Raw genomic sequence first — 12,634 nt, 5'->3', positions numbered from 1 at the left:
TCTCGCATCATGTCACTCGAGCCCCGTCGCCGCTGTGGACATCCGTATTCGCGGCAGCGGACTCTCCCGCCTCGCAGATGTGTACTATCCTGAATCAGCGATCAAGTATGACACTGGGGAGGCGGTCGCCACATTGGTCCGCATACAACGCATCGAGATCGTCGACGACATGGATGGAGAACCGATCGATCCCGATGACTTCAACCGTGTCGAGTTCGAGGTGAAGCTACCCGGCCGTCGGCCGGTTCGCTACCGTTTGGACCTCCGCTCCGCGAATGTCGCCAAGTTCGAGGTGGGTATCGCGGAGTACGTCCAGATGGCTGCGCGCGTACCGGCCACCGATGGTCCGACCAGGGTGTCCACACGCGCCGAGGTGCGGCAACGGAATCGGGCCATCCGGCTGTGGGCACAGGAGAAAGGCTACGAGGTGTCGACACGCGGGCGGCTATCGGCCGAGCTCATCGACGCATTCGACGCGGCGGCGTCGTAAGGCGCTGCCGTGTCAGACGGTTCGGCATCCGACCGTTCACCACCGCATCGGCCGCCGCGATTGACCACCCAGGTGGCACCGAGTGCCATACTCAGCCCGAGGATGGTTGTCCACGTGAGTGGTTCGCTGTACATCGCCGCTCCCCAGACCGCCGTCACCGGCGGCATGAGGAACATCAGGGTGTTCGTCGATGTCACGCCGACCCGGCGAACGAGCACCCAGTACATGCCGAAGCCGCCCAAGGTCGAGAACACCACCAGCCACCCGATTGCGAGCCAGAAGTCCAACTGCATCGGCGGAACCACGGCGCCGGTCGCGATCGCCAACGCGGCGAACAACGCCGCCGATGTCACACAATGCACGGTGAACGCCTCCCACACCGACATCGGCGAGTCGATTCGCCGCTCCAAAAAGGTTGCCGCAACGAGACACCCCATACCGATGAGCGGCACCAGATAAGCCCACCACGGCGCGTCGGTGGCCGCACTCGCCGCATCGGTCCACGTCACGATCACCACGCCCGCGGCTCCGACGAGCAAACCCCACCACTGCCGTCCTGTCGCGGCGGTGCCGAGGACCGGCCCGGCCAGTGCGGCGACCACCAGCGGCTGCACGCCGTCGATGAGCGCAGTGGTCCCGGTGCTGACGCCCAGCCCGATGGCCCAGAACACGGTTGCGGCGTAGCCGAACAGTGAGAGCGCGCCGATGACGACCTGATGGCCGTAGACGCGCGCCGCACGGCGAGGTGGTGCTGCCCCACGTCGCACCAGGGCGCCCACCACCACGAGAAGTACGCTGACCACCACAAACCGCCATGCCAAGACGGTGGTCATCTGCGCATCGGCGGCGCCGAGCTTGGCGCCGATGAATCCCGACGACCAACAGAGAACGAAGAGCACCGAAAGGGCCGGTGTCACCCACGAAGCAGCTTTACCGATCGGTGAAGTCATCATGTTCGCGACTTTACCGATCGGTGTAGTATGTGCAAGGTGAGTATCGAGGTCGACTGGACACCAAAGGCGCGGATGATCCTCGACGCCGCTTCCGAACTGTTCTATGAACAGGGCATTCACGCCGTGGGGGTCGAGGCGATAGCCTCGCGTGCCGGCGTCACCAAACGCACCCTGTACGACCGGTTCGGGTCCAAGGAGCAACTCGTTGTCGAGTACCTACGGGCGCGGGACCTCGCGTGGCGAGAACTGGTCAATGAACGTCTCGCGCAGGCCGGCGACGCGCCGGGGACACGCCTCCGGGTGATCTACGGCGCCACCCGGGACTGGGCTGTCGACCGAAGCCCAAAGGGCTGCAGCATGATCAACGCTCATGCCGAGATCAGCGACCCCGAGCATCCCGCGTATTCGATCATCATCGGCCAGAAGCACTGGATGCTCGACCTGTTCACGCAAGTCGCCGTCGACGCCGGGATCGGGTCGTCGGCGGACGTCGGCGAGCGGCTGCTGCTCATCCATGAGGGCGCACTGGTCACCAACGGGATGGGCGTCCTCGACGATGCTTTCCGAGTCGCCGAAGAGCTGTCGGTGACGCTGATCGCGACCGGTTGACGATGTTGTCCGCCGCAGGTGCGCGGTAGGCGATAATGCCTGCCATGGCGTCCTCGCGACTCGACCGCTACCTACCCGGACTGGCCACCCTCAAGTCGTACGACCGTTCCTGGCTGCGCGGCGATCTCGTCGCCGGCGTGGTGCTCACCGCCCTGCTGATCCCGGCCGGCATGGGGTACGCCGAGGTGGCCGGCCTGCCGCCGGTGACCGGCCTGTACGCCACCATCATCCCACTCATCGCCTACGCGATCGTCGGTCCGTCGCGCATCCTGGTGCTGGGCCCGGATTCCTCTCTCGCACCGATCATCGCCGCCGCCATCATCCCGTTGGCCGCCTTCGACGCAGAACGCGTGGCCCTTGCCGGCGTGTTGGCCATCGAGGTCGGCATCGTGCTGGTGATCGGCGGGCTGTTGCGCGTCGGGTTCGTCACCGATCTGCTGTCCAAACCAATCCGGATCGGCTATCTCAACGGCATCGCGTTGGTGGTGTTGTTGAGTCAGCTGCCCAAGCTGCTCGGTTTCTCCATCGAGGGCGACTCGGCGCTGGAAGAAGCCGTCGACTTCGTCACCGGCATCGCTGACGGCGAGGTCGACGGGCTGTCGACCGCGATCGGTGTGTCCTGCCTGGGGGTGATCCTGCTGCTCAAGCTGTGGCGCAGAGCTTTTCCGGGAGTTTTGATCGCCGTCATCGGTGCGATCGTGGTGGTCGCCGTGTTCGGCTGGTCCGACGACGTCCCGGTGGTCGGAGCGATGCCACGAGGTCTGCCCACCCCCGCGCTCGGTGGTGTCACCCTCGACGACGTGATCAACCTGATCGGGCCGGCCATCGGCATCGCGCTGATCGCGTTCGCCGACACCAGTGTGCTGTCACGGACCTTCGCGGCGCGCGCGGGCACCACGGTCAACGGCAGTCAGGAGATGGCCGCCATCGGTACCGCCAACATCGCCACCGGCTTCCTGAGCGGCTTCGCCATCTCGGCATCGTCGTCGCGGACACCGGTGGCCGAATCATCTGGTGCCCGAACACAGCTGGCGCCTTTGGTCGGCGCGTTGATGATCGTGGTATTCATCTTTGCCGCCCCGAATATCACCGAGTACCTGCCGTCGTCGGCGTTGGCCGCAGTGGTGATCTCGGCTGCGCTGACGCTGGTCGACATCCGCGGGGTGGTGACGCTGTTCCGGATGCACTGGATCGAGGGGGCCTTGTCGGTTGCGGCGTTCCTCGGTGTCGCGCTGATCGGCGTGCTGCAGGGCATTCTGGTGGCCATCGGACTGTCGTTCCTGGCGTTCATCAACCAGGCGTGGCGGCCCTATCGCACCGAACTCGGACGGGTGCCGGGCGTCCGCGGATACCACGACGTGAGCCGCCACCCCAGTGCCGAACGCATCGAGGGTGTACTGATACTGCGGTTCGACGCGCCGCTGTTCTTCGCCAACGGCGGGATCTTCGATGACTACGTGCGCACTGAAGTGATGCGCGCGCACCGCGACCTGCAAACCGTCATCATCGCCGCCGAACCCATCACCGAGATCGACGCGACCGCGGTCGACGAAATCGTGGAGCTCGACGACTTCCTGCGCGCACAGGACATCACCCTGGTCTTCGCCGAGATGAAGGACCCCGTACGCGACCAACTCGCCCACTACGACCTCACGTTGCATGGCGAGCCGCGCTTCGACGAGAGTCGATTCGCACCGACCACCGGGGCGAAGGTGGATGAGATCACCGGGCAGTGGCGCGGGGATCTGGGGCCCGCATAGTCGGGAGCTGGCAGTTCGTCGGTGGACATCATTCGTGCGACCGACGTGACGGCGGGCCTCCCACGGTGCCGCGCAGCGGTCCCGTACGGTGCTGCGCGACATGACCGCCCATCCGTACGCCCCGCCACCGACGACGGGACCTGCCGCCGACCTCGGTCGACGACCGCTCCCCACCCGCGCGTGGGCGCGTCGACCGCACGTCGCCTCGTCCCAACCGGTGCGTCGGCCCGGTCGGGCACCGCGACAGTTGCATCAGGGTGTGGCGATCACATGCCGGCTGGCGGCTGCACATCTTCCCGCGCCGCTGGGCGGTGCTCATGTGGTGGTCGACGGTCACGAATTGCTGCAGGGACGGTGGGGGCGCATCGAGCTTCCGCTGCCGGCCGGACATCGTCAGGTTCTGATCTATCTGCGGCGCGGACGACGGCGGAGCCGGGTCGCGCAATGTGCGATTCATGTGCCCGCACACCATCTGGTGGAGCTTGAATACCGGGTGGCGGCAGGGTGGTTCGGTGGGGCGGGGTTGGCGCAACCCCCGATACCTGAGGAGGACCGGAGCCTGCGGAGGTCCGTCACGAAGGGTCGCCCACAGATGCGTCGTCGCCGACGAGGGCACGGACGTCGGCGGCGCTGATGACGGTGCCGAATAGGTCGCCCTCGTCGACGACGGCGTCGAACAGGGCGCGCTTGCGGTCCTGCAACTCCACCACTTTCTCCTCGATGGTGCCCTTGGACACCAGGCGGTAGACGGTGACCGGTCGGGTCTGCCCGATGCGGTGGGCGCGGTCGACGGCCTGGGCCTCGGCGGCCGGGTTCCACCACGGATCGCACACGAAGCAGTAGTCGGCTTCGGTGAGGTTGAGGCCGAAACCGCCGGCCTTGAGGCTGATCAGGAACACCTTCGCGGTGCCGTCGGTGAAGGCGTCGATCTGGGCCGTGCGCTGGGCCGCCGACATCGAGCCGTCGAGGTAGCTGTAGGCGATGCCGAGGTCGTCGAGCCGCTCACGGATCAGCCTGAGGAAGCCGGTGAACTGGCTGAACACCAGCGACGCATGGCCTTCGGCGATCAACTCGGGCAGTTGTTCGGCGAGGTAGTCGATCTTCGCCGACGCCACGTCGCGATGCTTGTCCTCCACCAGCCCAGCGTGCAGGCTCAGCTGTCGCAGCATGGTCAGCGACCGGAAGATCGCGAACCGGTTCTCCTCCCAATCCCCGAGCAGACCGAGCACCCGTTGCCGCTCCCGGTTGAGGCGAGTCTGATAGATCTTGTCGTGTTTGGCGGCCAACCCCACGGCGAGCACCTGCTCCTGTTTCGCCGGTAGGTCGCCGACCACCTGATCCTTGGTGCGGCGCAACATGACCGGCCGGATACGCTGCCGCAGTTGCTCGAGCCGGCCCGGGTTCTGTCCGGACTCGATGGGTTTGCGGAAATAGTCGCCGAACACCTTCGGCGACGGGAACAACCCGGGCGCGGTCAGCGACAGCAACGACCACAGCTCCATCAGGTTGTTCTCCATCGGGGTGCCGGTGATGGCCAGCTTCATCTCGGCCCCAAGCCGACGTGCACATTGATGGGTTTTGCTGTTGTGGTTCTTGACGAACTGCGCCTCGTCGAAGATGACGCCCGTCCATTGGAATTGGCTGATCTGCTGGAACTGCAAGCGCAGCAGTGTGTACGAGGTGACCACGATGTGTGCGCCGTCGACCTGTTCGGCAAAGCTCACTCCGCTCTTGGCTTCGGTGGCGGTGACCGCGACAGCCCGCAGATCGGGCACGAACCGCTGTGCCTCACTGACCCAGTTCCCCACCACACTTGTCGGCGCGATCACCAGGAAGCTGCCGGTGGGGACCTCGGCGGAGGCCTCGGCGATCAGTGCGAGTGCCTGCACCGTCTTGCCCAGTCCCATGTCGTCGGCGAGGATGCCACCGAGCCGGTTGTGCCAGAGGAAGCGGAGCCAGTCGAGGCCGTCGGCCTGGTAGTCGCGCAGCTCAGCGTTCAGACCGGCGGGTGGTCCACCTGGACCGGGCAGGGTGGCGGTGGCCAGTTTACGCACGCGCTCATGCCATTCGGCGAGCTGATCATCGACCACACCGAGGCTGAGCAGTTCGTCCCAGAGGCTGGCGTGATAGGTGTCGCGGCGCACGTGCCCGTTGTCGACCTCGCCGAGTTCGTGGGCCTCGTCCATCAGTTCGGCGAGCCGCCGCAGGCCTGGGTCGTCGAGCGGAAAGTAGGTGCCATCCGCCAACAGCAGGTGGGTGGCACGCGCGGCGATGGCCCGGATCACCACACCCAGCGGGACGTCGTGCCCGTCGACGGTGACGGTGATCGCGAGATTCAGCCAGTCGTTGCCGGCGGTGGTCTCCTCCTCGGAGATCGCGATCTCCGGTTCGTTCTCGGCGGGCCGGAAATCGGTGGCGTTGCCGGTGATCTCGACGGCGATGTTGTCGCCCAGCTCTGGGATGAGCTCACCGATCAGGACGGCTGTGTCGAGCATCGAGTAGGTGAAGGTTCGCCGAAGCAGCCGGGTGCTGGCCTTCTGGACAGCGGTCTCGGTGTCCTCGGCCACCACGGCGTCGAGATCGGCGTCGACGCCGGCGCCACCACGCAGATCGCTGTGTACCCATCGCGTGGCCTGCGGCAACCACCGTGAGCAGCGCATCGCAACGAGCTCCAGCGCAGCGCGCGCATCCCTCCAGGCCTGCGCTTCGGCATCGACATCACGCAAGGTGCTGGCCGCCGGCGACTCCCGCTCCTCGAAGTCGCGCGGCCGCCCGTTGATCGTGTAGCGGATGCTCCAATGCACGAGCGCCGACTCGTCGCCGACCTGAACCGTCAACAGGGGTGTGGGACCGTCGATGACCGGGGCGGCGATGGCGTCGTCGACGATGTCGACCGGTACATGCGCCGACAGTTCGGGTAGCAGCTCGGCTGCGAACTCGTCGATGTCGTCGTAGGGAATGGTGATACCACCGGAAGCAACCAGACTGTCCAGGGCGCCACGGTGGGTGGGGCATTCGAACGGTCCCATCAGCAACACACCGTCAGCGACGGTGAACGCACTGTGCGGCATCGGAGAACCGATGAGCCCCACTGGCGACTGGTCCCACTGCTCGTGGTCGACCTGCAGATACGGGGAAACCAACGCACCGTCGTCGACGGCGGTGATGCGTAACGCGATGCGCGCACCCGCGAATACCTCGACCCGGTCGGCGCCCGTTGACCGATCCGCGACCAGTGCCACCCCGGCGGCCTGTGCCTCGGCGAGCATCGTCCAGATGTCGGCGGGCGCCCACGTCAGCGACAATGTGTCGACGTTCATCCCGCCCTCGGCGACGGCACGCGCGATCGCGACTACGGCCCGATGCTGGGCGGGGTCATAGCCGGCCGGCGACCTCGCGCTGAATGCGCCCGATGCGGCGCCCGACACCGTGCGCCAGTTGATGCCGGTCCGAACCCACTTTCCGCTGGTGCCGCGCCGAACCAGCCGCAGAGTGGGCGCCGGATTGGGCGCATACCGATGGGTGGGCGGCAGTTCCACGAGGATGCCTAGCGGGTCGGGTTCGGTCTGCTCCGGCTCGACCGGGACAAGTGCGCTCAGCGTGGTCCGCCACTGCGCCGGCAGGTGCGCAACCGACGCAGGCGCCACTGGCGTAGGTGGGTGTGCGGTCCGTCGCTCTTCGTCGAAGGCCGTCAACAGCAACGCGACCGCGTGCTTGCAGAAGAACCCGACCGGGCAGCTGCACTCGGTTGTGTCGAGTCGGCGGGTGCGCTCGTGGGAGGTGAACTCGATGGTGGTGTGATAGCTGTGGCCGCCCGATCCTTGACACAACCCGGACAGCACCAGCTCGTCGTCGGACCAGCTCATACCGGCGATGCGCCCCTGGTCGGCATAGGCGGAGCCGCGATCGACAGTGCGCTCGTCGAAGGCAGTGAGGTGGTCAGCCCCGTTGGTGCCGATGGGTTGATAGCCGGACATGGCCCCCAGCGTAGGACTCGACGACGACGAAATTCGTGATGAGCGTGCGTTGTGCACAGGATCTGTGGTTACCGTGTCGTCTGTGAATGAAGTGATCGACGAGCTCCACCCGTGGCGCTGGAGCAGCTATGCCACGCTGGCCGACGTCCTGCCCGCGATTGACGACTCGCTGAACGGTCAGCTGTCGGCGGCGGTACCGGTGCCGGGGAGCAAGGATGTGGTGCTGCTGCTGATCGACGGCCTCGGTGACAGTCTGCTCACCGCGCACGCCGATGTGGCGCCGACCCTCACGTCGCTGCGCTCGACCACCATCCGCGCCGGCTTCCCGGCCACCACCGCGTCCAGCATCACCAGCCTCATGTCCGGGGCTTCGTGCGGCAGTCACGGCGTGATCGGTTACTCGTTTCGCACCGACCGTGCGGCCACCCGGGCACCGAACCGGCAGCTGCTCAACGCCTTACGCTGGACCCTGGACCGCTCCGACGGCCGCTCGGCGTTGGGAACCTATGTACCCGAACAGATCCAACCCATCGAGGGATTGTTGCCGGAGATGGCGGCGCGTGGCGTCGAGGTCACCTATGTGATGCCGGGGCTCTACCGCGGATCCGGTTTCAGTCGGGCAGCATTTCGAGTAGAGGGCACCTATCGGCCGGCGCAGAACCCGGCCGAGATCCTCGCCGGGGTGGGTGAGGCGCTCGCGCCGCAGAGTCCACGGCACCGGTTCGTGTACGCGTACTGGCCCGACCTCGACGCCGCCGGCCACCTCTTCGGACCCGGATCTCCGCAGTGGGTCAAGGCGTTGGCTGTGGCCGACCGCATGGTGGCCGACCTGGCCGCCGCGCTCGGCCGCGACGCCACGCTGGTCGTCACCGGTGATCACGGGATGATCCAGGCGGACAACAGATTCGACATCGACACCACCGACGAGATGTTGAAGGGCGTGGAGGCCGTCGCGGGCGAGATGCGGGTGCGTCAGGTGTACACCCGGCCGGGCGCCCGCGACGATGTGCAGTCGTTCTGGACCGACGCGCTGGGCGACGATGCGCATGTGGTGGCGCGTGAGCAGGTGCTTGACGAGGAGTGGTTCGGGGTGGAGGTGACCGACGCCGTGGCCGAACGGATCGGTGACCTGGTGGCGGTGGCGCGCGGTACGACGATCCTCACCCGCAGCCTGACCGATCCCGAGCTCGAGGTGAACATGGTCGGCCACCACGGGGCGTGGACCGCTGCCGAGCAGCTGGTGCCGGTGTTGTTGGCGCAGGGGTGATCTCGGAGGTGGCTCACGTGGTCTCGATACGTCTCTCGCCTAGCGGCTCGACACTACTCGACCACCGACGAGAACGGTTCGAGACGCCGCGACCGTAGTGAGCGGCGTATCGAGATCGACCACCGACGGAAGTGACTCACCCATTCGGTGGTCGAGTAGGGACGAGCCGCTAGGCGAGGACTGTATCGAGACCACGGCCACCGACAGGGTAGGGATGCGCCGCATAGAACTCGAGGTGCGCTTGGGCGGCGTTGTCCCAGGTGAGCGACCTGGCCAGCGCTTCACCGGCTGCGCGCCGGCCGGGATGGGAGGTGCGCGCCGCGTGTAGCTGCGTGGCCAGCGCGTCGAGGTCGGCGGCATAGGTGACGGTGTCGCCGAACACCTCGCGCAGGATGGGGAGTTCGCGGGCGACCACCGGACGACCTGCGGCCAGCGCCTCCATGGCCGCGAGACCGAAACCTTCCTTAGTCGACGGGAATGCGAAGACCTCGCACCCGGCGACCAGGGCGGGCAGGGCGTCGTCGGCCACCGGGCCCAGCACGACCGGCTCCACCCCGAGTTCGGCTTGCCGACGCTCGAACTCGGCCCGATAGTCACGGTAGTCGAACAGCGTTTCACCACCCGCGAAAACCAAAGCCAGATCGGGATCCTGCTGCCGCAGCGCGGCGTAGGCCTCCAGAAGATCGATGCTGCCCTTGCGCGGTTCGATACCGCCGACCGCGAGCACATACGGCCCGAGCCGCTCGCGCCATCGTCGACGATCCTCCGTAGCGGCGGGAGCAGCCGCATCGTGGAACCGCTGGTAGTCAACGCCATTCGGTATCACCGTCGGCGATAATCCCCAACCGCCGTGCACCTCGTGGGCGACCGCCCGGGACACACAGATGTGCGCGTACGGGTTGACGACGGCCTTCTCGTGGCATTCCACCAGGATCGGGGTGGTGAACTGGTCGAGATGATGAATGGTGCGGATGCATGTTCCGACAGCGTTGGCGCTGATGCAATCTTGCGCGTGCACGATGTCGTAGGCGCTCGGGTCGAACGCGTGACGCAGGGTCTCGATGGAGCGCACGATCCGCTCGGTGATGGTCTTGTCGGCAACGTCGGCGAACGGGATGAGCCGCTGCGTCACCGTCGGGTCGATCTGGCGGAAAAAGCCGTCGTCGCCGCCGCGGGCGAGACTCCACACTGTGACCTCGGCGCCGTGGCGGCTCAGCGCCTCGGCGAGGTTGAGCGTATGAACGACGCCGCCGCGCGGCTTGGTGGAGTACGTGAGCAGGGCGATACGCATGGTCATCGGCGTCCGTAGGCTTCGCTCTTGAGTTCCGCGAGGTGGTTGAGAACCTTGCGGGCGCGAGTGATCTCGGCGGTCACATCCACGTCCACCTTGGCCAGGCCGCCCTTGGATCGGGTATTGGCCAGGACATCGCCGCCCGGCCCGACGACCTTGGCCTGCCCCAGGAATCGCAGGGAGCCGGTGACACCGGTCAGGTTCGACGACACCACAAACACCTGGTTCTCGGCGGCGCGCGCACAGTCGTACAGGTCGAACAACCGTGACTGACGGTCGGCGGGCAGTCGTGCCGCCCGGTCGGTGACACTGGCCGGCCAGGCGTTGAGGGTGGCGATGATCCGCGCACCATCCAGGGCGAGCGTGCGGGCCGATTCCGGGAAGGTCTTGTCGTAGTCGATCAGCATGCCCATTCGACCCACCGGGGTATCGAAGGCGCAGAACGACTCTCCGGCAGCGTAGGCGAGCGACTCTCCCGCCGGCTGATGCACCTTGCGATGCCTGCCGAGAACGCCGTCGCCGGACAGGCACACGCCACTGTTGTAGCGCTTGCCTTCTGCCGCTTCGGTATACCCGATGCAGACTGTCATCGCACCGGCGGCTGCGGCGATGGCCGCGAGTTCGGGACCGTCGGGATCCAGTGTCGGCGGCAACTCGGTGGTGTCGGGCCGACGCAGGTCGCCGATGTAGCCGCCGATCGAGGCGTCCGGGAAGACGAGCAGATCGACCCCATCTCGCCTGGCGGCTTCGATGATGCCCACCGCTTTGGATACGCCGCGGTCGACATCGCGTCCGAAATGCGCCGCGAGGGCGCCCAGCGTGACCGTGGTCATGTCATCGGACTCTACTCACGCGGCGCCCAATCCGGTGACCGTGGATGCGACGGCGACCGTGACCTCACCGTCGGGCCAGCGTAGTCGCACACCCGGGTCACCGGTCAGCCGTCCGCACGATGCGCCGACGGTGGGCCCGGGAACGGTGTCGAGCGCATGCCGATCTGCCACCAGCATCGCGTAACCGGGGAAGCAGGTGAGCCAGTTACCCATACTCGCGTCGGTGGGCCGCGGGATCGCGGCGACATCGAGTTCGGCGCCCGTCCCGGACGCCTCGGCCAGCATGCCGAGAGTCCCGGCAACGCCGGCCATGCTGACGTCCTTGGCCGCGGCCGGCTGCAGTCGTCGGATCAGTCCGGCCATGTCGGCGAGTTCGTCGGCGGATCGTGCGCTGCTGGAGTCCCATTGCCGTCCGTGGTAGCCGGGTCGCCAGCCGCCGCCGAGGTCGGCGATCAGCGAGACGGTGTCGCCGACCCGGCCGCCGCCCGCCGGGACCGGACTCGCGGTGCGACCCAGCGCCGTGACCGACAGCGACGCGTGCACACCCACCTGGGTGTGCCCACCGAGCACGGGCGCCCGCCACGCCTGCGCGGCCGAGGCGACACCTCGCATGATGCGGGTCAGATGTGATCGGGTCGGCGCGGCAACGGCATCGAGCAAGCCCAGGGGTGCGGCACCCATCGCGGTGAGATCGTTGAGGTTGACCAGCACCGAACACCAGCCCGCCCATTCCGGGTCGCGGTCGACCATGGCCGGCAGGATGGCGTCGCAGGCAGCGATCACGTCGGACTTGGGTACCGGCACACCGTCGTCGCCGCGGAAGCCACTGGGACCCAATCCTCCCGGCTGCCGACCGAGTGGAGCGAGAACGTCGGCGAGAATGGCTTTGGTGGAGTCGGCGGTCTGCTGGATGTGCCCGATGGGCCACCGCATCTCGCGGTGGGCACGTCCGGCGAGTGTCGGGCCCGCAGCGCGGTCCTCCCAGCCGAGGGTGCGGAACATCCCCGCGTAGCGGTCCTGCACGGTCGCGTCGAACCGCACCACCCCAACGGACTCCACGTAGGCGCATGCGGCGCGAACCAGCGCGGCGCCGATACCGGCGGCGTGCGCCGGGTCGGCGACAACGAGTCGGCTGCCCGACCACCAGCCGATGTCGGTGGCGGTGCACGGCGCCACCCGCACGCCCCCGATCAGCGTGCCGTCGCCGGTCACGGCGGCGAGCACCACAGCACGTGGATCGTCGTCGGTGTCGTCACGATCGGTGCGGTCGAAAAGCCCCTGTCGCTCGACGAATTCGCGGTGGCGCAGCGCGTGATACGAGGACAACTCGTCGGGTGTGTCGACCACTTGGATCAGGTACGGCGGCATGGGGCGGACTCGGGTGCCGGCCAAGATCGACAGGTCGCCGGATGGCCGCAGAGCCGGGATCATCGTGTGGGTGCCGTCCAGCATCG

General features: G+C 67.1%; 9 protein-coding genes. 4 read left to right on the top strand and 5 right to left on the bottom strand.

Features of this window, described 5'->3' with window-relative positions:
• The first annotated feature begins 34 nt into the window (after window positions 1–34).
• On the top strand, window positions 35–490 hold the full coding sequence (locus tag VX037_RS09050) for a histone-like nucleoid-structuring protein Lsr2 (protein ID WP_328713975.1): 456 nt from the start codon (window positions 35–37) through the stop codon (window positions 488–490).
• On the opposite strand, the gene VX037_RS09045 is transcribed toward VX037_RS09050, so the two are convergent.
• Window positions 421–1,443, bottom strand: coding sequence for a DMT family transporter (locus VX037_RS09045; RefSeq protein ID WP_328713973.1), 1,023 nt, complete (start codon window positions 1,441–1,443; stop codon window positions 421–423). The two genes, VX037_RS09050 and VX037_RS09045, sit on opposite strands and share 70 nt — an antisense overlap.
• A gap of 72 nt (window positions 1,444–1,515) precedes the next feature.
• On the opposite strand from VX037_RS09045, the gene VX037_RS09040 reads away from it, so the two are divergent.
• On the top strand, window positions 1,516–2,052 hold the full coding sequence (locus tag VX037_RS09040) for a TetR/AcrR family transcriptional regulator (RefSeq protein ID WP_287016205.1): 537 nt from the start codon (window positions 1,516–1,518) through the stop codon (window positions 2,050–2,052).
• Window positions 2,053–2,096: 44 nt separating this feature from the next.
• The gene (locus tag VX037_RS09035) at window positions 2,097–3,812 is read left to right on the top strand and encodes a SulP family inorganic anion transporter (RefSeq protein WP_287016200.1); all 1,716 of its coding nucleotides are present in this window, start codon (window positions 2,097–2,099) and stop codon (window positions 3,810–3,812) included.
• 572 nt (window positions 3,813–4,384) lie between these two features.
• Here VX037_RS09035 and VX037_RS09030 read toward each other — a convergent pair.
• Complete coding sequence (locus tag VX037_RS09030; RefSeq protein WP_287016201.1) at window positions 4,385–7,789, bottom strand: DEAD/DEAH box helicase; 3,405 nt, start codon at window positions 7,787–7,789, stop codon at window positions 4,385–4,387.
• Between the two features lie 82 nt (window positions 7,790–7,871).
• Between VX037_RS09030 and VX037_RS09025 the strand changes: the two genes are divergently transcribed.
• Window positions 7,872–9,056: an alkaline phosphatase family protein gene (locus tag VX037_RS09025; protein ID WP_287016202.1), complete on the top strand. Its 1,185-nt coding sequence runs from the start codon at window positions 7,872–7,874 to the stop codon at window positions 9,054–9,056.
• Between the two features lie 169 nt (window positions 9,057–9,225).
• Here VX037_RS09025 and VX037_RS09020 read toward each other — a convergent pair whose 3' ends face one another.
• From VX037_RS09020 to VX037_RS09010, 3 genes are read right to left on the bottom strand one after another with little or no spacing between them, the layout of a single operon-like run.
• Entirely contained in the window at window positions 9,226–10,347 is a 1,122-nt protein-coding gene (locus VX037_RS09020; protein WP_328714063.1) for an MSMEG_0565 family glycosyltransferase, read from the bottom strand.
• Between the two features lie 2 nt (window positions 10,348–10,349).
• Window positions 10,350–11,180: a carbon-nitrogen hydrolase family protein gene (locus tag VX037_RS09015; RefSeq protein WP_328713971.1), complete on the bottom strand. Its 831-nt coding sequence runs from the start codon at window positions 11,178–11,180 to the stop codon at window positions 10,350–10,352.
• A 15-nt stretch (window positions 11,181–11,195) separates the two neighbouring features.
• Window positions 11,196–12,632, bottom strand: coding sequence for an MSMEG_0567/sll0787 family protein (locus VX037_RS09010; RefSeq protein ID WP_328713969.1), 1,437 nt, complete (start codon window positions 12,630–12,632; stop codon window positions 11,196–11,198).
• Window positions 12,633–12,634 lie beyond the last annotated feature (2 nt).

The sequence above is a fragment of the Gordonia sp. Z-3 genome (assembly GCF_036233855.1).
GTDB lineage: Bacteria > Actinomycetota > Actinomycetes > Mycobacteriales > Mycobacteriaceae > Gordonia > Gordonia tangerina.
This window is presented reverse-complemented; position numbering and strand designations above follow the sequence as displayed.